The following is a 24,423-nucleotide window of genomic DNA, read 5'->3' on the forward strand; positions in this document are numbered from 1 at the left end:
TCGTTTGCGGTGCGTTCTCAGTCTCCTCCCAGGCGGAAGGGATGGCCATTATCCCGTGTGATTGCTGTGGCTAGTACCCCTTTTCTAGAGGTTTCCTGTTACAAGCGGCAATACAAACGCGCTCAGCAGGCGCGTTTTGAGCACGATGCGGTTTTTTAAACGGCGGGCTGCTTCGACAGGGCCAGCGCGCATGCAGCCAGATCCCACAATGCGCTGCCGACACTCTTGAACACCACTGGCGAGGCCGGTGGCGCCTGTGTAAGTGTGTCGGGCGCCGCATCGACGCACTGTTGCAACGGCCGCACACGTGACCACGGAATGCCGGCTTGGAGCAGGTCACCAGCTTCGGCTTCGAGGTTGACCAGAGTGTCGGCATAGAGCCGATCCACTGTGGCGGCATGCACACACAGGCGTGGCGGCAACTCCGCCATGTCGGGCCGGAAGGCGCCCACTGCGGCAATGAAGTGATGTGGGCGCCAAGTTTCGCCGGCGGGATGGCCTGGCTCGGCCTGATCCGGCAGCACCGGTTGCGACGAGGGTGTCGCGGTAATGACCAGAGAGACGTGCGGAAGGACCCCGCGCGCAACTTGCGCCACGCCAGCCGCATCCCCGCCGACCAGCGCGATGGCGTCCATGCCCAACGCGCGAGCGTGGGCAGCCAGCCCCTCGGCACTGGCAGCCGTGCGCGCGATGATCGTCACGCGCCGCGTACCAAGCCCAACGCGAAAGGCCTCCAAATGCGCCCTTGCCTGCGCACCCGCCCCGATCAGCAGCAGATCCCCGGCTGGCTCCGGTGCCAGCAACCGCGCGGCCAACAGCGAGACCGCCGCAGTGCGATGCGCCGTCACGGTCGGGCCATCGAGTAACAAACGGCGCACGCCGGTGTGTGCGTCCATCACCACCACCTCACCGTGAATGGCTGGCAGGCCGCGCCCGGCGTTGTGCGGATGCACCGTAATCATTTTGGTGATGGCGATGTCGGCATTGGAGGCCGGCATCAGAAGCAAGCTGCCCCCGCTAGGCACAGGCATAACCAGGCGGGCCGGCGCCTGAGCATGCCCGGAACGTGCATCTCGCAGCACCTGGGCAATGGCATCGGCCAACGCGGCGTATGGCAGGCAGGCCGCCGTGCTCGCGGCGTCGAGGGTCTGCAGCATCGGGAGCTCCTGCAGCGAAGGGGGGCGGAAGCCGGCTATGCCGCCGAAACGATCCGGCGCGGAGGCGGCGCGACGCGGCGCGTCAGCAGCCCCGCGCTGATGAGAAGCTGGGCAGCGGCATAACTCCACCAGATGGCCAGCTCATGGTCGGTAAAGGGAAACACAAACACGCTGATGCCGATCATCGCGTCGGACGCGGCAAACGCCAGCGCACCCCAGGCGGTCAGCGGCCCGGGCAGGCGAGCCATAAAGGCCGCGCACACCATCGACGACAGCACAATCATGTAGGCGATGACCGGGCCTTTCAGCTCGCCGAGGCCCGGCCAGTACCAGATCAACATGCCGATCGACACGCCTATCATCGCCCCCACCCCCAACATGCGGATGGGCGATGACGCGCCACGCAGGCTCACCAGCACCCGCAGGTAGCACACGTGGGCGAGCAGGAAGCAGCCCAGGCCGGCAATGAACGAGAACGACAGCCACGGCAGCGCCAGCCACAGATCGCCCAGCGCGGAGAACACCATGGCGCCGATCAGCCAGCGACGTTCACGCGGCACCTCGTGCAGGGATGCCGCGCGTGCCAACAACAGCGCCATCAGCATCTTCCATAGCGGCTGCGCGACGATGCGCCCCGCCAGTGGCGTGCCCGGTGGCACATCCACGGCCACCATGGTCAGCATGCCGCCGTAGGTGACACCCGCCACCGCAGCGGCCACCCACCACGCGCGAACCCGTGCCGGCATGCCGTAGCCGCCAGTACGATGCGCCGGTGCGTGCACCGGATGCGTGGGGTGTCCTTCAACCATGGTGGTCTCCCGCTCAAGAGGGGTCGAGCGTCTGTGCAACAAAGTCATATCGGTGTGCAGCGTGACACGCCGCGCACCCTGGCGCAAGGCGCGGGGTTACCCACCCAGGTGGGATAGCGGTAACGCGCCGTCCCGCTTCAACGCGGTCAGCACGATATTGGAGCGCACATTGTCCACACCTGGCACACGCATCAGCTTACGCATGACGAATTCAGACAGCGCCGGCAGATCCGGCACCACCACGCGCAGCATGTAGTCCGCATCACCTGCCACGGAAAAACATTCCTGCACCGCGTCCAGCAGCAGGATCTCTTCGCGAAAGCGCTCGACGATGGCATCGCCGTGATGAGCGAGCTTGACGCTGGCGAACACCGTCACGCCCAGCCCCAGCCCCGTCGGCGAGAGCACCACCCGATAGCCCTCGATCACGCCTTCCGCCTCCAGCCGGGCCAAGCGCCGGCCAACCTGGCTGGCCGACAGGTGTACCTGCTCCGAGAGCTGTTGATGCGTGGCGCGACCGTCGCGCTGTAGCGCCTCCAATAAGGCCAGATCGAAGGCATCGAGGGAAATCATGCAAAACTCCTGCGTTGACAGGCTTGATTGTGCATGAATTCCGCACACCCAGCAGATTAGGCGATGGTTTTGCGGCCAATCCGCAGAGGCACGTCCATACACTAGGCGGATTCTGATTGCACTCGAGCCCAACCTGACCATGGCCATCGCAACCAACGCCCCCGCTGCCACCGCAAACGCCGCGCCCGCCGGCTTTACGGGCACCCTGACGGACAAACTGCGCGAGCAATTCGCAGAAGGCCTCGACGGCCAGACGCTGCGCCCGGATTTCACCATTGAGCAGCCGGTGCACCGCTACACCGCGGCGGACCACGCCACGTGGCGCACGCTGTACGACCGTCAGGAAGCGCTGCTGCCGGGCCGCGTGTGCGATGAATTCCTGCAAGGCCTGTCGACGCTGGGCATGCGCCGCGATGGTGTGCCGTCCTTCGACCAACTCAACGAGACGCTGATGCGCGCGACCGGTTGGCAGATCGTTGCCGTGCCAGGTCTGGTGCCGGACGAGGTGTTCTTCGATCACCTCGCCAACCGCCGCTTTCCTGCCAGCTGGTGGATGCGTCGCCCAGACCAGCTTGATTACCTGCAAGAGCCGGACTGCTTTCACGACATCTTCGGCCACGTGCCGCTGCTGATTAACCCGATCTTTGCCGACTACATGGAGGCCTACGGCAAGGGCGGCCTGAAGGCAGCCAAGCTGGGCCAACTCGACATGCTGGCGCGCCTGTACTGGTACACGGTGGAGTTCGGCCTGATCCGTACGCCGGCCGGACTGCGCATCTACGGCGCGGGCATCGTGTCGAGCAAGAGCGAATCGGTGTACGCGTTGGATTCCGCCAGCCCGAACCGCATCGGCTTTGACGTGCGCCGCATCATGCGCACGCGTTATCGCATCGACACCTTCCAGAAGACCTACTTCACCATCGACAGCTTCGAGCAGTTATTCGACGCCACGCGCCCGGATTTCACGCCGCTGTATGAAGAACTCGCCGCGCTACCGACGTTCGGTGCGGGTGATGTGGTGGATGGGGACCTCGTGCTGAACGTCGGCAATCGCGAAGGTTGGGCAGATACGGCGGATATTTGAGCGCTGACTATACTGCGCGCATTCACACGCAACTTCCGCTGAACACCATGATGCCGACCCTGAACGAAGACCAACGCAAGGCCCTGTTTGCCGAAGTGCCCGGCTGGACGCTGCAGAGCGACCGCGATGCCATCCAGAAGACGTTTACGTTTGCCGATTTCAACGCCGCGTTCGGCTTCATGACGCGCGTGGCGATCAAAGCCGAGCAGATGAATCACCACCCCGAGTGGTTCAACGTGTGGAATCGCGTGGACATCACCTTGTCCACGCACGATGCGAACGGCCTCACGCACCGTGATGCCGATCTCGCGCGCTTCATCGAGCAGGCCGCAAAGACCACCGGCGCGAAGTAGCCACCTCAATGCTGGCGCTCAGCCTCCGACGGCTATGCGCCACGCCTCATACGCCGCCCGCGCGGTGTCGCTCAATTGCTCCGGAGCGATGCGGGTGGCGCCTTGTACAATCATCAGCGCATACGGCTTGGCCAGCGCCGACGCCTCGGCACACAGGCGCAACTCCTCGCCTTCCGAAGGCGAACGGGCGCGCCAGTAATTGATGGCGGCCTCCAGGTCGGTGATGGTGAGCAGGGCATCGGTCATCGGGGCATTGTAGCGCTGCCAAACCGCACCGATCCTCCGGATCCCCCCATGCCCCCTTTTCCGCTCCGCATTCCGGACCGCATCGCATGCGCATCCTGCTGATTGAAGACGACCGCGCCATCGCCAGTGGCATCCATGCCGGGCTCACCCAGGCCGGACACCGCGTGCATGTCGTGCACGATGGTGTCTTCGCGACCGAGCAGCTGGCGCGGCAAACGCACGACTTGGTGATCCTGGATCTGGGTCTACCCGGCATCGATGGCATGACGCTGCTGTCGCAGTTCCGCGCACGTGACCGCGCCACGCCTGTGTTGATCTTGACCGCGCGCGATGGTCTGCTCGACAAAGTAAACGGCCTCAATGCCGGCGCCGATGACTATCTGCTCAAGCCGTTCGAGATGCTGGAGCTGGTCGCGCGCGTGGGCGCCCTGCTGCGCCGACGCAGTGATTCGGCAGAACCGGCTGCACGCCCCGACATTCTCGTCGGCCGGCTGCGCATGAGTGGCGTCGAGCGCCGCATCTTCGTGGATGCCGCGCCACTGGAATTGTCGCCACGCGAATTTGCCGTGCTGGAGCTGCTGATGCTGCGGCAGGGGCGCGTGGTGAGCAAGGTGCAATTGCAAGACCACCTCGCCAGTTTCGGCCACGCCATCGGTGAAGCCAGCCACGATGTGGTCGGCGACACGGCCATCGAGGTTTACGTGCACCGTGTGCGCCGCAAGATTGAGCAGTCAGAAGCGGAGATCGTCACCGTGCGCGGCTTTGGTTATCTGCTGCAGGCGCGCGCCGCGCAATAAACGCCACACCCGAGCCTCCACCTCCTAGCTGCCTGATCCCATGTTCAAGCGCCACCGGCCCGCCACCTCCGCGCCCGCCAATGGTGCGGTCAGCCTGCGCCTGCATCTGCTGCGCGCATTGGCGACGCCGCTGTTCGGCTTGATCTTGGGGACCGGTGCGCTGTCGTATTGGCTGGCGGCGCACTACACCGCACAGGTGTTCGACCGTGCACTGGTGGGCGTGGCCAATACGCTGGCCGAGCAATTGCGCCTGGCCGGTCCGCACGTGCCGGCGGCCAAGCTGTATGACATCGCACTCACCGCGCAGACGCTGGTGCAGAACAGCGGCGAGGACCGCATCTATTGGCGCATTGCCGGCCCCAGCGGCACGCTGGTCGGGCGCGACACGCCGCTGGGTTATGGCTCGGGCCAGGTGCGCATTGGCGAGGCACGCGTGTTCTATAGCTGGATCGACGGCAAGCAGGTGCGCGCCGTGCATCTGCTGCTGCCGGGCATGCGTGCCGAAGCGCCCAAGCCGCAATCGCCCCGCCAGCCGGTGCCGCCCGCACCTGGGGGCGATGCCACGCGCCCTGCCCTCGCTCCCACGCAGGCGCAGACCGCGCCCGCTGCCAATCCCCTCACCTTGCCCGATGCCGTGCCCCCCGAAGATGGCCTCGTCGTGGAAGTGGCTGAGTTGCTCGACCACCGCGACTTGGCCGCCAAGGAAGTGCTGCTGTCGGTGTCGATTCCGTTGATCGTGCTGCTGGCTGTGGGCGGCTTGATTCTCTCGCTGGTGCTCAAGGAAGAACTGCAGCCGCTGCAGACGCTGGCCGACACGCTCAACAAGCAGAGCGCGCAATCGGTGACGCCGCTGCCGCCTGAATCCGCACAGCGTGTGCCCGCCGAGTTGCAACCGCTCATCAACGCGATGAATGCGCTGCTGGCCCGCCTGCGCGATGCACTGGAAGCGCAGCGCACCTTCATCGCCGACGCGGCCCATCAACTCCGCACACCGCTCACAGCATTGAAGCTGCACGCCGATCGCGCCATCGAAGCCAACACACTGGAAGACGCTCGACCCGCGCTGCTGGAGTTGCAGTCCGGCGCCAACCGTGCCGTGCGCCTGTCTAACCAATTGCTGACACTCGCGCGTGCCGAACCGGGCATGACGCTCGATCAACTCGGGCCGCCGATGCGGGTGGATCTCGTGTCGCTGGCGTTCGATACCGGCGCGGAATGGGTGCCGCGCGCCCTGGCACGCGGACTCGATCTGGGCTTTGAGGCGTGGCCCCAGGAAGGCACCTCACCGGGTACCTTGCAAGCCCCCGTGCTGGCGAACGCGCTGCTGCTGCGCGAGGCCATCAACAACCTGCTCGACAACGCCATCAAGTACGTCCCCTCCGGTGGGCGCGTGACCTTGCGTGCCGGCATGGAAGCCGATGGTGCGTCGCGCTGGTGGGGCGTGGTGAGTGTGGAAGACAACGGCCCGGGGATTCCTGCCGAGCGGCGCGCCGAGGTGTTCGAGCGCTTCTTCCGTGGGGATGCGGATCATCAGCCTGGCCAACCGCAGGGCAGCGGTCTGGGCCTGGCCATCGTGCACGACATCGTGCGCTTGCATGGCGGCACCGTCGCCATTGACGACGCCGTTGCCAGAGATGGCAGCCGCGTGATGCGCTTCGTGCTGCGTCTGCCGCTGACAGACCCCAACGCCTAAGTGCCGCTCTAAGCGGCGCCCGGGCGGGCTTACTTCTTCTTGGTCTTCTTTTCCGGCGGCGCCAGCATCGTGCCGCGGCATTTCTTAGCACCGCAGCGGCACGCAAACTGTTCCTTCAGCGCCTTGGTCTGGCGGCCTTCGATGACGAGGCCGTAGTCGTAGAACAGCTCTTCACCGGGTTCGATGTCGCGCAGCGCGTGGATGAACACGCGGCCATCGGCTTCGCGCGCTTCGCAGTTGGGCTTGCAGGCGTGGTTGATCCAGCGGGCGCGGTTGCCGCCGAACTTGGCGTCAATCACGCTGCCGTCTTCCAGGCTGAAATAGAACGTGTGGTTCGGGTCGGACGGATCGTGCGGATGGCGACGCAGCGCCTCTTTCCACGAGATGTGCTCGCCCTTGTATTCGATGATCTTCTTGCCCTTGGCAATGCGCGCCACCGCATACACGCCGCGCCCGTGCACGCCCGATTCACGCACCTCGATGCGATCACGGCGGCGCAGTTTGGCCGGCGCCTCTTGCTTTGTTGGCGACAAGTCGGCCTGAACGGGTTGGGCGTCGGAAGGCAAGCGTGTCATGGGCGGCGGCAACAAAACAGGAACGTCGATCAGCGAAGCCGAGAGCCTACACCAAAAGCATGGCATCTCGACACGTGCGGCACGCCCTCCACCCTGCCTGTGGATAGCTCTTGTGGATAGCCGCTGTGGATAACTCGGCTTACCGCTGTGGATAACCCCCAGCAAAGCCTGTTGGCTGTCTGTGGCTGCCCTGTCGACGGTGTGGGCACAAGTGTGGCGAGGGTCGACAGGCGATGGAACGAAACCGGCAAGCTATCCACGCCGGGACACACACTGTGCTATCGGTTTTGCTTTCGGCAAGCCTTTGAATCCAAAGCGCTTTTGGTAGTTATCCACAGAAGATATCCACCGTTATCTACTACTACTATCTGTATACATAAAGAAAAAGGTAAACCCATCGATCGACTTGCGTCGTTCCTATCGACAAGCGAACCCGCCAGGCCAAACCTACTTTCCGAAACACCGTGCTGATGTGATGCGGCCATCGCGCAACCCAGGCCCCATGCGGCTTTGCGGAACCCATGTGCCATGCGCGGTTACAAAGCTCACATGCCGGCGCTGTTCGCATGCCGGTATCATGTCGCCCTTGGAGCCATCCCCCGGACGCTCTGTTGTCTGTTTTATCTACTCTAGAAGGGAGTCAAGCAATGACGAAAACCGAACTGATCGACGCCATCGCCAGCGGCGTAGACGGTCTGACCAAGGCCAAGGCCGAGCAGGCACTGAACGTGACGCTGCAAGCCATCATGGAATCCGTTGGCAAGGGCGATGCGGTCAGCCTCATCGGCTTTGGTACCTTCAGCCAAGGCGAGCGTGCCGAGCGCATGGCCCGCAACCCGCGCACCGGCGAAGAAATCAAGGTTGAAGCGGCCAAGACGGTCAAGTTCAAGGCCGGCCAGAAGTTCAAGGACGCTGTCAACGCCTAAGGTGATGACGACCCTGGCGTGACCGGATTGCCCGGCCCGCGCCAACGACGTGGCATGCCTTTGCATGCGTGACCAGCCCGCTGTGCTGGCGTACCACGTCGGAAGGCCTGTCTCCCCGTCAGGCCATCCTGCCCCTCTTCTCCCATGTCCCGCCCCTTCCAGCGCGTTCTGCGCACGGTTCTCCCGATTGTTCTGATTGCGCCGGCCTTCTGGTTTGCTGGCTGTACAACGCCCCCTGCGCGCCCGCAGGCCGAGCCGTTGCCCGACAACGAAGTTGTACAGACCACGCCCGGCGCCACAACGCGCCAGAAGATGATCGAGATCGCACTGACCGAATGGGATCGCTGGGGACGCCAGACCGTGCGCGTGGGGCGTGACGATACGTATTGCGTGGCTGGCGGTGGTTTTCCGGATCAACCGCAAGGTCGCTGGTTGACGGCCGACGATCCGACCCCCGCCCCTTCCGATGAAGAAGCCGGCGGCGACATGTCGGTGCCAAAAGCCAATCCTGCGGCATCGACATCCCCGGCAACACCCTGCCTGCGCTATCCCGACGGTACCGGTGGCGAGGCTACGGCGCGCGGCTGCAAGCTGGCCAAACGCTATTGGGGCATCGTCGGCAAGACGCCAACGTGCCAGCAACTAACCACTGGCGGCTGGGCGTGGTCAGCGGTGTTCATTTCGTGGGTGATGCGCAAGGCCGGTTTGCAGAACGACCAGTTCCTCACGGGCGCCACGCACGCCGAATACGTGACCGATGCGCGTGACCATCTGCTCAAGCATCCGGCCTTTGTGCTCGAACGTACCCCCGCTGTGCCCCGTCCCGGCGATCTCATCTGCACCGCACGCGGTGCGGATCGCTTCATGTCCGACCCGGCGGAGATCCGCTCGGGCATGACGCCGATGCACTGTGACCTGGTGGTCGAAGTGGACACGGTGCGCCACGAGGCCAAGGCGATCGGCGGCAACGTGCAGCAATCCGCCTCGATGAGTCTTATCGAGCTGAACGACGCCAACCAGATCGACCCGTACACCAACTCGGTCATGCAGTGGCTGGTGGTCCTACGCAATCAACTGCCTTAGTGTGATGACACGACTTTGCATCGTTGGCGCCGGCGCCGTCGGCGGTTACCTTGGCGCGAAGCTGGCGCAAGCCCAGTCGCCGATCAACGTACTGGCACGCGGTGCCACGCTGGAAGCACTGCAGACAGCAGGCCTGCAGCTGACCGAAGACGGCGCCACGCAATCCGTACCGGTACACGCGAGCGAGGATGCGCACGCCCTTGGTGTACAGGATGTCGTGATCGTGGCCGTCAAGGCGCCGGCCATGGAAAGCGTTGCGCAAAGCATCGCTCCCCTCATTGGCCCCGAGACCTGCGTGGTGGTGGCGATGAACGGCGTGCCGTGGTGGTTCTTCGATCGGCCCGGCCCGCTGGAAGGGTTGCGTTTGCAATCCATCGATCCGCATGGCCGGATTGCCGAATCGATTCCCACGAAGAACGTCCTCGGTTGCGTGGTGCACTTGACGTGCTCGACCCGTGCACCCGCACACGTTGTGCATGGGTTTGGCAAGCGATTGATCCTCGGTGAGCCAGCCGGTGGTGCCTCACCGCGCTTGGATGCGGTCTGCGCCCTCTTCGAACGTGCCGGCCTGCAGATCGAACGCAGCGAAGCCATCCAGCGCGACATCTGGTTCAAGCTGTGGGGCAACATGACGATGAACCCGGTGTCGGTACTGACCGGCGCGACGTGTGATCGCATCCTTGATGATCCGCAGGTGGCGGCGTTCTGCCTCGCAATCATGGAAGAAGCGAAAGCAATCGGCGCGCGTATCGGTTGCCCGATCGACCAGAGCGGTGAAGAACGTTGCGCGGTGACACGCCAACTCGGCGCGTTCAAGACCTCGATGCTGCAGGATGCAGAGGCCGGACGCGGCCCGTTGGAGATCGACGCGCTGGTGGCATCCGTGCGCGAGATTGGTCAGCACGTTGGCGTGCCGACACCGCAGATCGATGCCCTGTTGGGTCTGGTGCGCTTGCACGCCCAGACCCGAGGGCTTTACTGAAAGACCAACTGGAACGGCACGATTACGGAGCGAGCGCCGGGTGCTTCAGTGCGTGCGCCGTTTCGATCCACTGCTGGTGGTACGCGGCATCGTCGCGTTTGAGGCCGAGTTCACCGTTCTGATACGCCATCGCCAGGGCTTGCACGGCTTCGGGCAATTCGTGCTCGGCAGCATCCTGGTACAACGCCAGTGCGCGGGCTTCATCGCGCGGCACGCCATCGCCTTCGCGATACGCATTCGCCAGCATGAACATCGCGGCCGGAATCTCGTGGCGCGCTGCGCGATCGAACCAGTGTGCAGCCTGCGTCGTGTCGATGGCCGTGCCGTAGCCGCTGCGATACATCAGACCGAGGTAGTACGCGGCCGCTGCATCACCCTTGTCAGCCGACAGACGCAGCAAATGCAGCGCACGCGGATAGTCGCGGGCCACACCGCCAGTACCGAGCAGCAACGCCTTACCGAGCGACAACTGCGCATGTGCATCGCTCGGCGCAGCCGTCTCCAACCAACGCATCCCCTCATTGCGCAGTGAGCCGTCGTGCGCGCTGAGCAGGGCTTCACCCAACGCCGACTGTGCCGACACCGAGCCGCTGCGTGCGAGTTGACGCAACTGCTGCAGCGCTTCCGGTTCCATCGCCTGCACGACCATCGCGCGCCAGGACTCCAACTGTGTGGCGTCCACCGTCGGGGCCTGGCGTGCGTGCGACAGCCACCCGCCGACTGTCACGGCAATCGCCAACGCGGCAGCTACGGTCAGCATCGGCACCGACTGGCGCGGCGATTCAAAAGTCGGCGCACCGGCCCACGCGGAACGAAGAGATGGCATAGCTGACTCCGGCTTATTGCGTCAGGTCGATTTGATACACCGCCAGGCCCTTACCCGAGCCGTCATCCGCGGTCACTTGCGTGACGTTGGTGATGCCGGCGGCCGTGGCGCTGGCCAGCTTGTTGGGCGCTGAGGTGAACTGCACCTGCGCCACCGAGCTCGCCAGCTTCGTAAAGCGCCAGCTACGTTGCGAGCCGTTAGTCGCGCGCTGCACACTGCCGATCTTCTTGATGTACGCGATCAGCACATCGCGGTTGGCATCCGGCGAGGCATAGATCGTCTTGCTGCCATCCAGCCCTGGGAAGTTGCCGCCACCGCTTGCGCGGTAGTTGTTGGTGGCCACGATGAACTGGCCTGCCGGATCAATTGTCGCGCCCTTGTATTGCAGGTTCTTGATGCGGCTACCCACCGGTTGCGTCACGTCGATCTCATACGTCAGGTTCGGGTCGGTGAACATGTCGAAGTTGTAGCCCGGGAACGTGCTCACCAGCTTCTGCACCGTCGCGCTGGTCGGGTCGATGGTGTTGAAGCGCTTGGCTGCGGTTTCCAGCCAGTTCTTGATGTCGGAGCCCGCTACCTTCACCGCGTAGACCGTGTTCGGATACAGGTAAAGATCGGCCGCGTTGTTGATCGCCAGCGGGCCGGCGGCCACATCGGTGAAGTCCGTGCCTCCACCAAAGCCGCTCTTGAACGGCGCGCTCACCGACAGCACCGGCAGCGACGCGTATTGCGGCAGGTTCGCCTGGATGTACGCCGACACGTAATCCGCCTGCGCCTGGTTGACGATCTCGATCGCGCCCGGGTCGCCCACATCGGCAAAGTACGTGCTCATGTTGAAGTCGGTGCTGCCCACCGGCGTCTTCACGTAGTTGATCGTGGCTTGGTGCTCGGTGGCGATGGCGGCCGAGACAGTTGGGTCTGCGGCCACGTAGGTCTTGTCGGCGTTTTGGATTGAGCGCGCTTCCACCGTGGTCTGCGTCTTGTCGACGGTCCAGTTCGACCCGTTGAACGTCAGGCCGAGCTTGATCACGCCCAGGTGCTTGCCCCAGTAGTTGGCCATCACGGTCGGCACGCCGTTCACAGTGCCGGCCACCTTATCCACACCCGGCAGGTTGAACTGGCTCACGGTGCTCTTCGCATCGGGGAAGAGCTGGTGCGAATGGCCGATCAACATCGCGTCGATACCCGGCACGGTGGAGAGCCACCAGCTGCCGTTTTCCATCGTCGGCGAATACGTCGAGTTATCCAGCCCGCCGTGCGAGATGGCGACCACCAGGTCGGCGCCCTTCGCGCGCATCTCGGGGATGTACTTGGCCGCCGTCTCCTTGATACCGACCGTGTAGACCTTGCCGTCGAGCCAACGCTTGTCCCAGCTCGTGATGGTCGGCGGTGTAAAGCTGATGATGCCGACCTTGACCGGTGCGCTGACGGTGCTGCCGTCCGGCGCCGTGGCCGTCACCGTTTTGGTGATGATGGTGTAGGGCTGGAACAGCGGCGCGTTGGTCTTTGCGCTCATCACGTTGGCCAGCACCTGCGGAAAGCTCGGCCCCGCGCATTTGGTTTGCGCAGACGGATCCGGCATGCCCGTCACGTTGAACGTGTTGCCCGTGACTTGCGATAGATACGGCAGGCCGTAGTTGAACTCGTGGTTACCGATGCCGCCGCCGTCGTACTTGGCCGCGTTCATCACCTTGTAGATCGCCAGCGTCTGATTGCAGGGGATGGGGCTCACCATCGCCTGATAGTCCGACAGCGCGGTGCCCTGGATGGTGTCGCCGTTATCCAGCAGCAGCGTGTTCGGGAATTGCGTGCGCGCCTGGTTGATGAGCGTCGCCACGCGCTCGAAGCCGAGCGAGTTGTCGGCCGCGAGTTTGAAGTAGTCGTACGACAGCACGTTGGTGTGCAGGTCGGTCGTCTCCAGCACGGCCAGCGTGGCCTTGGTGCCGGTCGGGGCCGCGGCTGCCGGGGTCGTATTACCGGTCGAACCGGTGGTCGTGGAATCGTCGCCGCCACCGCAGGCAGCCAACGACATCGACAGAAACACAGCAAGCGGCAACGCCGCCGGACACAACGGTCGGACTCGCATGGACTTCTCCCTGAAGATCTTTTTGGTATGCGTACTGCTGACTGCAGACAACGAACTACCGAGGTGCGTGTACGCGAGCGTGTGTGAACACGCGGGTAACCGTTTGCGCAACGCGAGAGAACTGCCGACTGGGCCGGGGGGCACAGAAGCGGAGAAGTATCAAAAGCGCGCGTGACGACGCTGTGACGATCGGATGACAGTTGCGCGAGCGCTGGGTGACGCGCGGCCGTGCGTTGCCTCCGCTACGCGCCCCCGCCAACAAGCTGCCGCACGGTCTGGACGATGGCCTGGATCTGCTCGGCAATGGCCGCCGCCAGCGAGGGCGATGGTGGCCGTGTCGCCGACATCTGCAGGACTGGGCGTTGCGACGGATCGTCACCCGATACCAGGTCGGTCACGAACGCACCCACGTTGATGCCGGCGCTGTCGATTTCGGTGCCGAGAAACGTCACCGCGGTTGCCGTGTGGTTGCTGGCGATGCCGTAGTGGTCCCACGGGAAGAAATAGCCCAGGTTGGGCGACTGTCCGCGCAGGGTCGTGATGAGCGCCTGGCTATCGTGCTCGAACATGGCCATGCGCGCCGCATCGCGCTGCGCGGTCGGTAGCGTGTCCACCTCGGGATAACGGCCGGCGTAGCTGAAGCGCGCAATGGTGGCGTCATGCAACGTGTCGGACAGGCCGAGTCGGTCCTGCGGGAACGCACGCGCCAGCGCGCCGTATAGGTTTCCGAGCGTTCGCAGATTGGCGCTGGAGCCGCCGACGGGCGTGTCGCGACGCAGACGGTCCAAGAGGCCGTCGGCACCCAGCATGCCCCAGTCCTGGAAGGCGACGGAATACATGCGGTACGCGTAGCTGTCGCTGCCATCGCCGTCCAGATTCACCGGGAACAACGGCCCGCCGTCATCCAGCAGCGCGCTCTGCCGGGGCTGCAGCGTGCTGCGCAGGAAGGCGTAATTCGCCATGGCGCCATAGCCGCCCGCGCTCAGGCCCCAGGCCAGCATCCTGTTGGGTTTGCCCAGGCCGTTGCTGTTCATCCAGGCCAGGGCGGCACGCGTGTTGGCCAACCCCGCGAAGTGCTGCAGCAATGTGTGCGCACTGTCGGCGGAAACGTAACTGCGGATCGCGCTGCCGGCGTGGACGTCGCCCGTGCAATACGGCAGGAAGACCTTGGTCCAGTTGGCGGTGGGCGGCAGCTTGCCGTCGCTGGAGCCGGCCAGCCACGGAATGTTGCCCGTGATGGCGCTCATGACCGGTGAGGCAATCTGGTTGACCCACCCCTGCGCTGGAATGGACCACAGATACCCTGCGGGGATGCCATCCGGATTCTTCGCGCTGATGGCACCGCCCTCGCCCGTGCAGCTGCCGTAGTCCGTGCATGCACCGCCAAACTCATAGGCGATCAGCAGGTTCCGGTCGTTGGGCGCAGGGGCACGGTTGACATAGAACCGATAGGGCGTGCCGTTACCACAGGTCGCGCCCGACGCTGCAGGCAGCGTGATTTCTTCCCATCGGTAAGCGGCCGCCGTTGCCACGCTGCTGACCAGCATGGCCGTCGTCCACAAGAGTGCCAGCCGCAGATTCATGTGCCATCGCATGATCGTCTCCGTGTCTGCTTGAAGGAGTGAGTCGGAACGCAAGCGGTCGGGCGCTTCAAGGCTCGGCCGGTGCACCGTCGTACAGCTGCGCGCGCAGCTGCTGCAGGCGCGTGCTCAACACCGCTTGGCGCTGCGGTGCCGGCACACGCTGTTCGACTTCCGTGGCAATCCGCACGCTTTCCTGTGCATAGCGCGTGTGGCGCGGGTCGTCTGCTGGAGAGGGCCCGACACGCTGCGCCGCGTATTGCTCAATCTGCGCGCGCAACCCGGCGACGAGGGCTTCGCGTGTCGCGGTGTTGGCGCTGGCGTCTTGCGCCAGCATGGCGGTGAGGACCAAGGCTTCCGCAGGCAGGATCTGGTCGTCGTGCAAGCGTGCGGGCAACGCTTGCAGCAGCGCGCGGGCGCGGCGTTCGCGCTCAGTGTTGGGCAGGGTGTCGCGCGCAGCGGTGTAGCTGGTCAGTTCGGTGCGAAAGCGCTCATAGGCGATGGCAGCCGGATCAGCGCGGCTGTCGCTCGTCGCGCCTGGCTGCGGGTGCGCCCTATCGCTTGGCAATCCCGTGGGTCGATGCGAGACGGTTGTCGATGGCGTCTGCGCAACCACTTCGGGTGCGGCCCGGTCGGCCTTCGCCGTATACACGCTGATGCCGGCAACCAATGCCGCGCCTGCCACGATCCACCAAGCCGTTCTCATGACGTCTCCGCGCTCGCCCGATGCTCCGCAGCCGCATGCCGATCTGCATGCGCTGCAGGGCAGTGTTGAATCGCATGCGGACCGCCTCGCGCACGGCGCATGCACCGCCGTCTGCGCCGCAAGATGCGCGCCTGAAGCGCGTCTCCATCGGCCAGTCGATTGGCGAGGCCAAAAAATTCAAGGCGTTTCGTCAACAACGTTAGAATGAGCCCATTTTTCCGCGTAGCCGTTCTATGTCTCAGAAGAAAGCGCCGTTGTTCGAGATTCGCAGCGGCACCGTCGATGCCCTGCTGCTGTCGCCGCGCACCGCCGACATGGACGCGCTGGCCGCCGAACTCACGCGACGCTTTGCCGACACGCCGGAGTTTTTCTCCAACGACGTGATCGCCATCGACGTGCGCCGACTGGCCGACGATGAGCGCCTGCCCATCGACCGTTTGGTGGAGACCCTGACCGCGCTGCGTGCCCGCGCGATCGGCGTGGTCGCCAGCCCCGAGCAGGCTGAGTGGGCCCAGGCGTTTGGCTTGCCGCTGCTGGATAGCCACGGCCGCCGCCCGCGTGGTGAGAACGCCAAGGACAACGGCGAAGCCCTGGACGCGCCCGAGCACGCCCAGGCGGCCGAAGCGCCGGCCCCGACTCCCGCCGTTCCTCCCGTTGATGCTGCGGCCATGCAGCCCGGCACGATGATCATCGATCGCCCCCTGCGTTCCGGCCAGCGCATCTATGCGCGCGGCGACCTGGTCGTCCTCGACATCGTGAGCGACGGCGCCGAGGTGATCGCCGAGGGCAACATCTACGTGTATGCCTCGCTGCGCGGCCGCGCGTTGGCGGGCGTGAAGGGCAACCTGGATGCGCGCATTTTCTGCACGTGCCTGGAGCCTCAACTGATTTCCATCGCCGGCATCTACCGCACCGGCGAAACCCCGTGGCCCGACGCCTACGCCAGCAAGCCTGCGCAGGTCCGGCTCGCGGACAACACGCTGGTTTTCGAACCGTTGCGGATGAAGTGACGCACCCCGTGCGCCGAGCGATTTAACTCACAGATATACGAGCCATGACCAAGATCATCGTAGTCACCTCCGGCAAGGGCGGCGTCGGCAAGACGACCACCAGTGCGGCGTTTTCCGCCGGCCTTGCGCTGCGCGGTCACAAGACCGCCGTCATCGACTTCGACGTCGGCCTGCGCAACCTCGACCTCATCATGGGTTGCGAGCGCCGCGTGGTGTATGACCTGATCAACGTGATCCACGGTGAGGCCAACCTGAACCAGGCCCTCATCAAGGACAAGAAGTGCGAGAACCTGTTCATCCTCCCCGCCTCGCAAACGCGCGACAAGGATGCACTCACGCGTGACGGCGTCGAGAAGGTGATCGAAGGCCTGAAGGAAATGGGCTTCGAATACATCGTCTGCGATTCGCCGGCCGGTATCGAATCGGGCGCGCTGATGGCGATGTACTTTGCCGACGAAGCGATTGTCGTGACGAACCCGGAAGTGTCTTCCGTGCGCGATTCCGACCGCATCCTGGGCATCCTGTCGTCCAAGTCGCGCCGTGCCGAGCGTAGCGAGGAGCCGATCAAGGAACACCTGCTGCTCACGCGTTACAACCCGAAGCGTGTGTCCGAAGGCGAGATGCTGTCGCTCTCCGATATTCAGGAGATCCTGCGCATCAAGCTGATCGGTGTGATTCCGGAATCGGAAGCCGTGCTGCAGGCCTCCAACCAGGGCCTGCCCGCCATCCACCTGGAAGGCTCCGATGTGGCCAACGCCTACCACGACGTGATCGACCGCTTCCTGGGCAAGGAAAAGGAACTGCGCTACGTCGAATACAACAAGCCGGGCTTCCTGCAACGCCTGTTCGGCGGCGGAAAATAAGGAGACGCACACCCATGTCGATTCTGTCTTTCCTGCTGGGCGAGAAGAAGAAGACTGCCAGCGTCGCCAAGGAACGCCTGCAGATCATCCTCGCCCATGAACGCACCGCTACCGGTGCCCCTGCCGACTACCTGCCCGCGCTGCAGCGCGAGCTGGTGGCTGTGATCTCGAAGTACGTGAAGATCGGCAACGACGACATCAAGGTCAACCTCGAGCGCCAGGACAACCTGGAGGTGCTGGAGGTGAAGATCGAGATTCCGCAGGCCTGATCACCATGCCCACCCTGCCGCCCACGGATGCACTTGCGCATGTCTGGGCGGCACTCGGCCAGCCGGCTGATGCGCTTTCGCGCGTCGAACTCACCGGGACGGAGCCCGCGCTGCCGTCGTCGTTTGCGGTGGGCACGCTCGCGCAGAGCACCATTGCTGCCGCCGCATTGGCTGCGGCGCAGGTCGATACGCTGCGCACCGGCCGCGAGCAGACGGTGTCGGTCGACATGCACCACGCCGCGCTGGAATTCCGCTCCGAGCGCTACTTTCGTGTCGACGGCCAACTGCCGCCCGAACCGTGGGACAAGATCGCCGGGCTGTACCGCTGCGGCGATGGCCGCTGGGTGCGCCTGCATACCAATTTTCCGCATCACCGTGACGGCGTGCTCAAGCTGCTCGGCTGCGCGTATGACCGAGAGTCCGTCGCTGCCGCGCTGAGTCAGTGGAAGGCGGAAGCGTTTGAAGACGCCGCCGCGCAGGCGGGTATGGTCGTCACCGCGGCCCGCACGTTTGACGAGTGGGATTGCCATCCGCAAGGCATGGCCGTGGCCCGTCAGCCGCTGATGACGATCGAACGCATCGGCGATGCGCCCGCGCAGCCCTTGCCCGCGCATGCCGATGGCCGACCGCTATCAGGCGTACGCGTGCTCGATCTCACGCGCGTGATTGCGGGGCCCGTCTGCGGGCGTACGCTCGCGGCGCATGGCGCAGATGTGCTGCTCGTTACCGGGCCGCATCTGCCGGCGATTCCGCCACTGGTGATCGATACCGGGCGCGGCAAGCGCTCCGCGCAACTCGACTTGCGCGATGCGGCCGGCGCCGAGCAACTGCGCACGCTGCTGCGCGATGCGGACATCTTCGTGCAGGGCTATCGGCCGGGCGGCTTGGCTGCCCTCGACTTCAGCCCCGAGCGTGTTGCGGCACTGCGCCCCGGCATCGTCTATGTGAGCCTGTGCGCGTACGGCTACGAAGGACCGTGGGCCAATCGGCGCGGTTTCGATTCTCTCGTGCAGACCGCCAGCGGTTTCAACTGGGCCGAAGCGGAAGCGGCCGGCAAGGACAAGCCGCACCCACTGCCCGCGCAAGCGCTGGATCACGGCGCGGGCTACCTGATGGCGGCCGGCGCGATGACCGCCCTCGCGCGCCGCATGACCGAAGGCGGCAGCTGGCATGTGCGTGTTTCGCTCGCGCAGACGGCGCACTGGCTGCGCAGCTTCGGCCGCCTGGCCAACGGCTTCGACGCGGCTGACCCGCGTTATGAAGACATCGGTACGTACCTCGAAACGTCGCCCTCCGGCTTTGGCGCACTCACGGCATTGCGCCACGCGGGCCAGCTTTCCGACACGCCGCCGCACTGGACACTGCCGACCGTGCAGCTGGGGACACACCCCGCGCGGTGGTAGCCGCAGTGGTAGGATGCGCGCCTACCGTTTTCTCTGCCTGCGCCTGATACTCCGGGCGCACATGGCCCGCCGATGCTCAGCTACCGTCACGCCTTCCACGCCGGCAACCACGCCGATGTCCTCAAACACGCCATCGTGGTGCAGTTGCTCGACTACCTGACGCAGAAGGACAAGCCGTTCTGGTACATCGACACGCACGCGGGCGCGGGGCTCTACGCGCTCGACCACGAGTGGTCGCAGAAGAAGTCTGAGTTTGAGACCGGCATCGGCCCGTTGTGGCGCGCGGCAGAAGCCGGCGAGACGCTACCGCCGCTGCTCGATGCGTATTTGGACCAGGTGCGCGAACTGAACCCGAAGGGCGAGCTCAAGCACTACCCCGGCTCGCCGTGGCTGGCATGGCAGATGCTGCGCGATGCCGATCGCCTGCGTCTGTTCGAGCTGCACAGCAGCGAGATCAAGGTGCTGTCGAACAACTTCCGCGGTGCGGGTCGCAAGGTCATGCTGTATGACGGCGATGGCTTTGCCGGCATCAAGGCGATCCTGCCGCCCCCACCGCGCCGCGCGCTGGTGCTGATCGACCCGTCGTTCGAAGACAAGCACGACTACGCGCGCACCGTGCAGGCGCTGCAAGACAGCCTGCAACGCTTTGCCACCGGCATGTATGCGATCTGGTATCCGCTGGTGCAGCGGCGCGAAGCCGCGCAATTTCCCGCGCGCTTGAAGCAGCTGCGACTGACGGATTGGGTGCATGTCACGCTCACCGTGAAGCACCCGGTGGAGGGCGGCCTGGGCCTGCACGGTAGCGGCATGTTCATCGTCAACCCGCCGTGGACGCTGAAGGCGCAACTGCAGGAAGCCATGCCCACGCTGGTGCGCCTGCTCGGCCAGGACGACGGCGCCAAGTTCATGCTGGAAGGCGAGTCGAGCTAAGGCAGTCGTCTTAGCTAAGCCGTGTCTCTAGAGATCGTCCGGCGCGTTCTGCGCTGGGTGCGACGCCAGCGGGTACCTCTCCAAATCCTCAGCCACCTGGGCGATGCGTTTGGCCGCTTGCGTGACCTCTCGCACGCCAATGGCGCCCAGGTTCCGCGCCGTTTGCGTGGCGTGAATCTGCTGGCGTAACGGCGCCATCAGGCGTTCACCGGCACGTACCCGTTCGGCGGCCTGCCGCGCTTGGGCGCCACGCCGCTTCGGTGCCAACTTGGTGGCGTCCGGCGGTTCGGACATCTGATGTTGAACGTGCTGTGCAAAGCGGGTGGAGATGACCGGCGTGGCCGCGTAGACCACAGTGTTTGCGCGCGAGAAATTACGCCCCCAATGCTCCATTGCCGCGTGCAGATTCGTTTGCATCTGTTCGTGCTGATCGTGCAGCAATTCGGCCATCTCCGCGTGGGCCTGGGCGCCGGTCCTCCGGTTGTACTGGCGCTCGATCCCGACGTCGTATTCGCCGCCGGCAAACGCACCGTCCACCGCGAAGATGGCCGGGCCCTTGCCCCAAGGGTCCATGACGATGTCGTGCTCCGGGTCACGCGCATTGCTGCTGTGCCATTGCGCCCAGCGGTGGTCCGTCGTTGTGCTACCCACCGCGTATGCGTATTCGCCGCTGTCCAGTTTGGCCGCGTGCAGGAAGGCGGCCACGTTGGCGTGCTCGCCGCAATTGCCGGCCTGCGCAGCCATGGCGCCTGCGACGATGCGCATGCCCTTAGGGTAGTCGGGTGGAAGCTGCCGCTTTACGAAGCGGCCTGCCTGCGCGCGGATCGCGCTCTGGCCGTTGCTGTCATTGATATCGACGACGACATTGCCGCGGCCATACGCCAATGCCTGGCGGGTTTCCATGACGGTCTCGTTCGCACGCTTGAGCCGATCGAGTTGAGCGCCTTCCACCGGCCGGCCGACGATCTGGCGGCACTGCACATAGCCGCCCAGTTGGCATTCGCCATCGGACAGCGCCTTGCGCGTGTCGGGCGCCAAGGCGCTGATCTCGACCTGCCGCTCGCGAATACGTTGGCCTTGGAAAGTCGCCAGACCTTGCAATGTTACGGAAGCACGGCGAGGTGCGCGTGCTTCCGCCGTGTCAGCGGCATGACTCGTTGAAGTGGACGCGGTGGATTCTTCTGTGGGCCGCGTCGGGCGGAAGCAGCCGAGTATCGATCGCAGTGGGGAAGGCATGGGCGGCTCCAATGATTGCCAGACACGCAGGGGCGGAAGCAGCTTAGGGCGCGATGGCGCACAACGAATGCTGCGGCGCGAAGCTGAGATGCGACGGGCGAAGCGGCCCGGTGATGCCGTCAGAGTTACATGGGCGGCCGTGCGTGCCGCATCTAGCTATCGCTTGCCGCATCTATTGGTTTAGCGCCCCGGTCGCCGGGGCGGTGTGCCCGTTGTTCGGCGCGATGGTCAGAAGGCAGGGTAGCGTTCCGTGCCAATTAACAACCTTTGACGGAAGGCCGGTTTCATAAGACCTAACGTTGGATCCCATAAATAAAACTATAGGAGATCGGATCTAACATTCCTCGAGATGTAAGTCATCTTTGATTCTTCGTTTCCGAGCATTCCGCCGGATCGAATCCACTCAAATTCGTCTTATGAAAACAACCTTGTTAATCAAGGCGGGACTTCTTTTTGCCTTGATTTTTTCGCCTTACGCATCGCATGCGCAATCCAATCCTGCCACGGAAAGGGCGATTACCGCGTATTTCAATCAGCGCGCCAATCAACAATTCACAGAGCCGTATCGAGGCATTACCCGCAACGGGGATGACTTCGAGCGCGTCATCATTGGGCAAATCGCACGGGCCAGAAGCAGCATTGATGTGGCCGTGATGGGGTTAACGCTTCCGAACATTGCGCGCGCACTAGTGGATGCTAAACAGCGCGGCGTGATGGTCAGAGTCGTGATGGACAACGACTACAACCGCAACTGGATCGATCTCTCGATTGACGAGGTCGGCGGCTGGGATGACGCTTCAATGGATTGTTCCCAGTCAGGCAATGAAAATGGCTTTCGATGAGGTTCTAGAGTTCAAGATACCTATTTCAGTTGTGCTACCCAGTAAAGAGGTAGAAGATGCACTCAAAAGAGGTTCAAATTCATCTGGGTCGTTTTAATTGTTAAGTTAAAATATGAAATTCGAAAATTATAGAATTAAATGTATTTGGCGAGACAGAATACAAAGTGCCGGAGAGTGTGCAACTCTGTTAAAAGATTTTGTAAGTGTTGAACGTGCAATTGTTCCTGAATTTGATTGGTATTATGGGGACTATCGCGCAAGGTTGTTTGAATTTCCTGGCGATATATCGGAGATTAATAAAAAGGTGATCTCTCCCGGAAATGGTGATCGTAAAGGCGTTCCCTTGGATAGAACGTACCCGGTGGGATTTAGTGCGCTGCTTGTGAGTGCCAAGAACAATTGCGCCGCGATCTTGGCTTCTTTAGGGAAGCTAGGCGAGGATCTTTTGAATAGTGTAAGTATTGATTTCCCCACCAAAGGTCCAATCGCCGAAGCGATTCTCAACGCTTCCACGCTTGAGCGACTGTTCGTCGCCACCGTGAAGTGCTGGAAGCCGGATTGGGCCTGGATCGACTACACCGATATCAACGACAAGGACCGTTCGATACCACCGGTGTATTGGTTTCTCTATGGCAACAAGCCAGAGGAGAGCGTGCCTTCGTTGCCAGAGCCTGCCGAGGTTCATGCGATCGATTCGCTGGGCACGTACATCGTGACGACGCGCGAACGGTACGACCGCACAATGCCCGCCCATCGAGACAAAAGTGACGCCGTCAAGCAGCGGCTGCGGGATGCGAACTGGCTGCCGCCTCCGGTGGGCTGAAGACACGCATGTCACTGCCCTGCCACACGTTCGTGCTACCTAGTCGGGCTTAGACTGGCATTGCGCCGCCCCTGCGCAGCGCCCCATCATCAGGATTGGCAGGAGCAACACACCATGAGCGAACGCGACGCAGCGCGGCAGGCACGCCTGCACGAAGACCTCCTCGATACGCTGGACGAGGAGCTGGAAATGGAGATCGACGATCGCCTGCTCGACGGTGAGGCCGGTGTGAGCCAGGAGGCTCGCGACACGCGGCGCATGTACTTCCGCGAGCTGTTTCGCCTGCAGGGCGAACTCGTCAAGCTGCAGGACTGGGTGATCGAGACGGGCCACCGGCTCGTCGTCATCTTTGAAGGGCGCGATGCCGCTGGCAAGGGTGGCGCCATCAAACGCATCACGCAACGGCTGAACCCGCGCGCATGCCGCGTGGCCGCCCTGCCCGCCCCCACCAGCCGCGAACGCACGCAGTGGTATTTCCAGCGCTACGTGGCGCACCTGCCGGCCGCCGGCGAGATCGTGCTGTTCGACCGCAGCTGGTACAACCGCGCCGGCGTGGAACGCGTCATGGGCTTCTGCACCGACGAGGAATACGAGGAGTTCTTCCGCTCCGTGCCCGAGTTCGAGAAGATGCTGGTCCGCTCGGGCATCCAGATCGTCAAGTACTGGTTCTCGGTGACGGACGAAGAGCAGGAAGTGCGATTCCAGAGCCGCATCGACGATCCGCTCAAGCAGTGGAAGTTGAGCCCGATGGATCTGGAAAGCCGCCGCCGCTGGGAAGACTACACGCGCGCCAAGGAGGCGATGCTGGAGCGCTCGCACATCCCCGAATCGCCATGGTGGGTGGTGCAGGCCGACGACAAGAAGCGCGCGCGACTGAACTGCATCCACCACTTGCTGGCGCAGGTGCCCTACCAACCCGTGCCGCGTCCGGCGGTGGTGCTGCCCGAGCGCGTGCACCACGCGGAATACATCCGCCACCCCGTGCCGGACGAGATGATCGTTCCGAACGTGTACTGATCGGCGCGAGGTGACGATTTCGTATCGAAGCCGTGTCCGGTGATGGCCGGAAATTACACCGTTGCCCGGATCTCGAAGCCCGGCGGCACGGCCTCTTGCTCGCCCGGCGCGACCACCAGGTGCGCGACCTGCGCGCTGTCCGGCCCCTCCCACATCCATTCGCGCATGCGCAGCACGTTCACTTCGGGCCCCGCCAAATAGGCTTCGACGGCCCCATCGCGGCGGTTGCGCACCCAGCCGCGCAGGCCGAGCAGGCGGGCACGGTCCGCACAGGCCGCGCGATAGCCCACGCCCTGGACCCGGCCCTGTACGGTGACGATCACTTGTGCAATGGCGGACATGGCGGCCTCCCGGGCAAACAGCCGACGATGGGCCGGCGATGTGTTGGGCAAAACATGACAAGCCAGCTCTGTCGTATCTCTGTCACATTTCTGGAATGTGACGTTGTCAGACTTGTCACAGTGCGGCGGCATTGGATGTTACGCAAGGTAAACTAGGCGGCTTGCCGCCGGGTGCCAAGCAGCGTTTGCAAAAGCAAGCTGCCCTGCCAATGA

General features: G+C 63.9%; 26 protein-coding genes. 15 read left to right on the forward strand and 11 right to left on the reverse strand.

Annotated features, from left to right (window positions below):
* Window positions 1-155: 155 nt before the first annotated feature.
* From ACS7SF_RS09070 to ACS7SF_RS09080, 3 genes are all read right to left on the reverse strand, one after another.
* The gene (locus tag ACS7SF_RS09070; protein ID WP_439892626.1) at window positions 156-1,157 is read right to left on the reverse strand and encodes a delta(1)-pyrroline-2-carboxylate reductase family protein; all 1,002 of its coding nucleotides are present in this window, start codon (window positions 1,155-1,157) and stop codon (window positions 156-158) included.
* A gap of 35 nt (window positions 1,158-1,192) precedes the next feature.
* The gene (locus ACS7SF_RS09075; RefSeq protein ID WP_439892627.1) at window positions 1,193-1,966 is read right to left on the reverse strand and encodes a lysoplasmalogenase; all 774 of its coding nucleotides are present in this window, start codon (window positions 1,964-1,966) and stop codon (window positions 1,193-1,195) included.
* A gap of 96 nt (window positions 1,967-2,062) precedes the next feature.
* The gene (locus tag ACS7SF_RS09080; RefSeq protein ID WP_439892628.1) at window positions 2,063-2,539 is read right to left on the reverse strand and encodes an Lrp/AsnC family transcriptional regulator; all 477 of its coding nucleotides are present in this window, start codon (window positions 2,537-2,539) and stop codon (window positions 2,063-2,065) included.
* 139 nt (window positions 2,540-2,678) lie between these two features.
* On the opposite strand from ACS7SF_RS09080, the gene phhA reads away from it, so the two are divergent.
* Both phhA and ACS7SF_RS09090 read left to right on the forward strand, forming a co-directional pair.
* Window positions 2,679-3,623 (forward strand): phenylalanine 4-monooxygenase, encoded by a 945-nt coding sequence (phhA, locus tag ACS7SF_RS09085; RefSeq protein WP_439892629.1) that lies wholly within the window; start codon window positions 2,679-2,681, stop codon window positions 3,621-3,623.
* A gap of 47 nt (window positions 3,624-3,670) precedes the next feature.
* Window positions 3,671-3,976, forward strand: coding sequence for a 4a-hydroxytetrahydrobiopterin dehydratase (locus ACS7SF_RS09090; RefSeq protein WP_311529918.1), 306 nt, complete (start codon window positions 3,671-3,673; stop codon window positions 3,974-3,976).
* Window positions 3,977-3,994: 18 nt separating this feature from the next.
* Here ACS7SF_RS09090 and ACS7SF_RS09095 read toward each other — a convergent pair whose 3' ends face one another.
* Window positions 3,995-4,222: a DUF3717 domain-containing protein gene (locus ACS7SF_RS09095; protein WP_439892630.1), complete on the reverse strand. Its 228-nt coding sequence runs from the start codon at window positions 4,220-4,222 to the stop codon at window positions 3,995-3,997.
* Window positions 4,223-4,308: 86 nt separating this feature from the next.
* Here ACS7SF_RS09095 and ACS7SF_RS09100 point away from each other — a divergent pair, with 86 nt between their 5' ends.
* Window positions 4,309-5,019: a response regulator transcription factor gene (locus ACS7SF_RS09100; RefSeq protein ID WP_439892631.1), complete on the forward strand. Its 711-nt coding sequence runs from the start codon at window positions 4,309-4,311 to the stop codon at window positions 5,017-5,019.
* A gap of 40 nt (window positions 5,020-5,059) precedes the next feature.
* On the forward strand, window positions 5,060-6,712 hold the full coding sequence (locus ACS7SF_RS09105; RefSeq protein ID WP_439892632.1) for a sensor histidine kinase: 1,653 nt from the start codon (window positions 5,060-5,062) through the stop codon (window positions 6,710-6,712).
* 29 nt (window positions 6,713-6,741) lie between these two features.
* Here the strand turns inward: ACS7SF_RS09105 and ACS7SF_RS09110 are convergent, their stop codons facing one another.
* Window positions 6,742-7,287 carry an SET domain-containing protein gene (locus ACS7SF_RS09110; protein ID WP_439892633.1) on the reverse strand — a complete coding sequence of 182 codons (546 nt, stop codon included), beginning with the start codon at window positions 7,285-7,287 and terminating at the stop codon, window positions 6,742-6,744.
* Window positions 7,288-7,934: 647 nt separating this feature from the next.
* On the opposite strand from ACS7SF_RS09110, the gene ACS7SF_RS09115 reads away from it, so the two are divergent.
* From ACS7SF_RS09115 to ACS7SF_RS09125, 3 genes are all read left to right on the forward strand, one after another.
* A complete protein-coding gene (locus ACS7SF_RS09115; protein WP_004628548.1) occupies window positions 7,935-8,213 on the forward strand; it encodes an HU family DNA-binding protein in 279 nt (92 codons plus the stop codon).
* 144 nt (window positions 8,214-8,357) lie between these two features.
* The gene (locus ACS7SF_RS09120) at window positions 8,358-9,296 is read left to right on the forward strand and encodes a DUF2272 domain-containing protein (RefSeq protein ID WP_439892634.1); all 939 of its coding nucleotides are present in this window, start codon (window positions 8,358-8,360) and stop codon (window positions 9,294-9,296) included.
* A 4-nt stretch (window positions 9,297-9,300) separates the two neighbouring features.
* Window positions 9,301-10,278, forward strand: coding sequence for a 2-dehydropantoate 2-reductase (locus ACS7SF_RS09125; protein ID WP_439892635.1), 978 nt, complete (start codon window positions 9,301-9,303; stop codon window positions 10,276-10,278).
* 22 nt (window positions 10,279-10,300) lie between these two features.
* Here ACS7SF_RS09125 and ACS7SF_RS09130 read toward each other — a convergent pair whose 3' ends face one another.
* The 4 genes from ACS7SF_RS09130 to plcR all read right to left on the reverse strand — a co-directional run bounded on the left by ACS7SF_RS09130 (window position 10,301) and on the right by plcR (window position 15,476).
* Complete coding sequence (locus ACS7SF_RS09130; RefSeq protein WP_439892636.1) at window positions 10,301-11,104, reverse strand: tetratricopeptide repeat protein; 804 nt, start codon at window positions 11,102-11,104, stop codon at window positions 10,301-10,303.
* Window positions 11,105-11,117: 13 nt separating this feature from the next.
* The gene (locus tag ACS7SF_RS09135; RefSeq protein ID WP_439892637.1) at window positions 11,118-13,190 is read right to left on the reverse strand and encodes a bifunctional 2',3'-cyclic-nucleotide 2'-phosphodiesterase/3'-nucleotidase; all 2,073 of its coding nucleotides are present in this window, start codon (window positions 13,188-13,190) and stop codon (window positions 11,118-11,120) included.
* Between the two features lie 242 nt (window positions 13,191-13,432).
* Window positions 13,433-14,785: a pectin acetylesterase-family hydrolase gene (locus ACS7SF_RS09140; protein WP_439892638.1), complete on the reverse strand. Its 1,353-nt coding sequence runs from the start codon at window positions 14,783-14,785 to the stop codon at window positions 13,433-13,435.
* A gap of 55 nt (window positions 14,786-14,840) precedes the next feature.
* The gene (gene plcR / locus ACS7SF_RS09145; RefSeq protein ID WP_439892639.1) at window positions 14,841-15,476 is read right to left on the reverse strand and encodes a phospholipase C accessory protein PlcR; all 636 of its coding nucleotides are present in this window, start codon (window positions 15,474-15,476) and stop codon (window positions 14,841-14,843) included.
* A gap of 233 nt (window positions 15,477-15,709) precedes the next feature.
* Between plcR and minC the strand changes: the two genes are divergently transcribed.
* The 5 genes from minC to ACS7SF_RS09170 all read left to right on the forward strand — a co-directional run bounded on the left by minC (window position 15,710) and on the right by ACS7SF_RS09170 (window position 19,951).
* Window positions 15,710-16,486, forward strand: a complete 777-nt coding sequence (gene minC / locus ACS7SF_RS09150; protein ID WP_439892640.1) for a septum site-determining protein MinC — start codon at window positions 15,710-15,712, stop codon at window positions 16,484-16,486.
* A 44-nt stretch (window positions 16,487-16,530) separates the two neighbouring features.
* Complete coding sequence (minD, locus tag ACS7SF_RS09155; RefSeq protein ID WP_439892641.1) at window positions 16,531-17,349, forward strand: septum site-determining protein MinD; 819 nt, start codon at window positions 16,531-16,533, stop codon at window positions 17,347-17,349.
* Window positions 17,350-17,363: 14 nt separating this feature from the next.
* Window positions 17,364-17,618: a cell division topological specificity factor MinE gene (gene minE, locus ACS7SF_RS09160; RefSeq protein WP_039598220.1), complete on the forward strand. Its 255-nt coding sequence runs from the start codon at window positions 17,364-17,366 to the stop codon at window positions 17,616-17,618.
* 5 nt (window positions 17,619-17,623) lie between these two features.
* Window positions 17,624-19,021, forward strand: a complete 1,398-nt coding sequence (locus ACS7SF_RS09165) for a CoA transferase (protein ID WP_439892642.1) — start codon at window positions 17,624-17,626, stop codon at window positions 19,019-19,021.
* Between the two features lie 72 nt (window positions 19,022-19,093).
* Entirely contained in the window at window positions 19,094-19,951 is an 858-nt protein-coding gene (locus ACS7SF_RS09170; protein ID WP_439892643.1) for a 23S rRNA (adenine(2030)-N(6))-methyltransferase RlmJ, read from the forward strand.
* Window positions 19,952-19,978: 27 nt separating this feature from the next.
* Here the strand turns inward: ACS7SF_RS09170 and ACS7SF_RS09175 are convergent, their stop codons facing one another.
* Window positions 19,979-21,187, reverse strand: coding sequence for an AVRPPHE avirulence protein (locus tag ACS7SF_RS09175; protein ID WP_439892644.1), 1,209 nt, complete (start codon window positions 21,185-21,187; stop codon window positions 19,979-19,981).
* Between the two features lie 416 nt (window positions 21,188-21,603).
* Here ACS7SF_RS09175 and ACS7SF_RS09180 point away from each other — a divergent pair, with 416 nt between their 5' ends.
* From ACS7SF_RS09180 to ppk2, 3 genes are all read left to right on the forward strand, one after another.
* On the forward strand, window positions 21,604-22,029 hold the full coding sequence (locus ACS7SF_RS09180) for a phospholipase D-like domain-containing protein (protein ID WP_439892645.1): 426 nt from the start codon (window positions 21,604-21,606) through the stop codon (window positions 22,027-22,029).
* Between the two features lie 112 nt (window positions 22,030-22,141).
* The gene (locus tag ACS7SF_RS09185) at window positions 22,142-22,852 is read left to right on the forward strand and encodes an Imm52 family immunity protein (RefSeq protein WP_439892646.1); all 711 of its coding nucleotides are present in this window, start codon (window positions 22,142-22,144) and stop codon (window positions 22,850-22,852) included.
* A 114-nt stretch (window positions 22,853-22,966) separates the two neighbouring features.
* Complete coding sequence (ppk2, locus tag ACS7SF_RS09190; RefSeq protein WP_439892647.1) at window positions 22,967-23,869, forward strand: polyphosphate kinase 2; 903 nt, start codon at window positions 22,967-22,969, stop codon at window positions 23,867-23,869.
* A 53-nt stretch (window positions 23,870-23,922) separates the two neighbouring features.
* On the opposite strand, the gene ACS7SF_RS09195 is transcribed toward ppk2, so the two are convergent.
* Window positions 23,923-24,210, reverse strand: a complete 288-nt coding sequence (locus tag ACS7SF_RS09195) for an acylphosphatase (protein ID WP_439892648.1) — start codon at window positions 24,208-24,210, stop codon at window positions 23,923-23,925.
* Window positions 24,211-24,423: the final 213 nt, after the last annotated feature.

The sequence above is a fragment of the Ralstonia sp. 25C genome, from assembly GCF_051904805.1.
Lineage (GTDB): Bacteria > Pseudomonadota > Gammaproteobacteria > Burkholderiales > Burkholderiaceae > Ralstonia.

Bases quoted from the DNA above. Each gene is read 5' to 3' on its own strand.
- ACS7SF_RS09125 (WP_439892635.1), top strand. From the start codon at position 9,301: ATGACACGACTTTGCATCGTTGGCGCCGGCGCCGTCGGCGGTTACCTT.
- ACS7SF_RS09170 (WP_439892643.1), top strand. From the start codon at position 19,094: ATGCTCAGCTACCGTCACGCCTTCCACGCCGGCAACCACGCCGATGTC.
- ACS7SF_RS09105 (WP_439892632.1), top strand. From the start codon at position 5,060: ATGTTCAAGCGCCACCGGCCCGCCACCTCCGCGCCCGCCAATGGTGCG.
- ACS7SF_RS09175 (WP_439892644.1), bottom strand. From the start codon at position 21,187: ATGCCTTCCCCACTGCGATCGATACTCGGCTGCTTCCGCCCGACGCGG.
- ACS7SF_RS09180 (WP_439892645.1), top strand. From the start codon at position 21,604: ATGAAAACAACCTTGTTAATCAAGGCGGGACTTCTTTTTGCCTTGATT.
- minC (WP_439892640.1), top strand. From the start codon at position 15,710: ATGTCTCAGAAGAAAGCGCCGTTGTTCGAGATTCGCAGCGGCACCGTC.
- ACS7SF_RS09130 (WP_439892636.1), bottom strand. From the start codon at position 11,104: ATGCCATCTCTTCGTTCCGCGTGGGCCGGTGCGCCGACTTTTGAATCG.
- ACS7SF_RS09115 (WP_004628548.1), top strand. From the start codon at position 7,935: ATGACGAAAACCGAACTGATCGACGCCATCGCCAGCGGCGTAGACGGT.
- phhA (WP_439892629.1), top strand. From the start codon at position 2,679: ATGGCCATCGCAACCAACGCCCCCGCTGCCACCGCAAACGCCGCGCCC.
- ACS7SF_RS09090 (WP_311529918.1), top strand. From the start codon at position 3,671: ATGATGCCGACCCTGAACGAAGACCAACGCAAGGCCCTGTTTGCCGAA.
- ACS7SF_RS09120 (WP_439892634.1), top strand. From the start codon at position 8,358: ATGTCCCGCCCCTTCCAGCGCGTTCTGCGCACGGTTCTCCCGATTGTT.
- ACS7SF_RS09135 (WP_439892637.1), bottom strand. From the start codon at position 13,190: ATGCGAGTCCGACCGTTGTGTCCGGCGGCGTTGCCGCTTGCTGTGTTT.
- minD (WP_439892641.1), top strand. From the start codon at position 16,531: ATGACCAAGATCATCGTAGTCACCTCCGGCAAGGGCGGCGTCGGCAAG.
- ACS7SF_RS09165 (WP_439892642.1), top strand. From the start codon at position 17,624: ATGCCCACCCTGCCGCCCACGGATGCACTTGCGCATGTCTGGGCGGCA.
- plcR (WP_439892639.1), bottom strand. From the start codon at position 15,476: ATGAGAACGGCTTGGTGGATCGTGGCAGGCGCGGCATTGGTTGCCGGC.
- minE (WP_039598220.1), top strand. From the start codon at position 17,364: ATGTCGATTCTGTCTTTCCTGCTGGGCGAGAAGAAGAAGACTGCCAGC.
- ppk2 (WP_439892647.1), top strand. From the start codon at position 22,967: ATGAGCGAACGCGACGCAGCGCGGCAGGCACGCCTGCACGAAGACCTC.
- ACS7SF_RS09185 (WP_439892646.1), top strand. From the start codon at position 22,142: ATGAAATTCGAAAATTATAGAATTAAATGTATTTGGCGAGACAGAATA.
- ACS7SF_RS09075 (WP_439892627.1), bottom strand. From the start codon at position 1,966: ATGGTTGAAGGACACCCCACGCATCCGGTGCACGCACCGGCGCATCGT.
- ACS7SF_RS09110 (WP_439892633.1), bottom strand. From the start codon at position 7,287: ATGACACGCTTGCCTTCCGACGCCCAACCCGTTCAGGCCGACTTGTCG.
- ACS7SF_RS09070 (WP_439892626.1), bottom strand. From the start codon at position 1,157: ATGCTGCAGACCCTCGACGCCGCGAGCACGGCGGCCTGCCTGCCATAC.
- ACS7SF_RS09195 (WP_439892648.1), bottom strand. From the start codon at position 24,210: ATGTCCGCCATTGCACAAGTGATCGTCACCGTACAGGGCCGGGTCCAG.
- ACS7SF_RS09140 (WP_439892638.1), bottom strand. From the start codon at position 14,785: ATGCGATGGCACATGAATCTGCGGCTGGCACTCTTGTGGACGACGGCC.
- ACS7SF_RS09080 (WP_439892628.1), bottom strand. From the start codon at position 2,539: ATGATTTCCCTCGATGCCTTCGATCTGGCCTTATTGGAGGCGCTACAG.
- ACS7SF_RS09095 (WP_439892630.1), bottom strand. From the start codon at position 4,222: ATGACCGATGCCCTGCTCACCATCACCGACCTGGAGGCCGCCATCAAT.
- ACS7SF_RS09100 (WP_439892631.1), top strand. From the start codon at position 4,309: ATGCGCATCCTGCTGATTGAAGACGACCGCGCCATCGCCAGTGGCATC.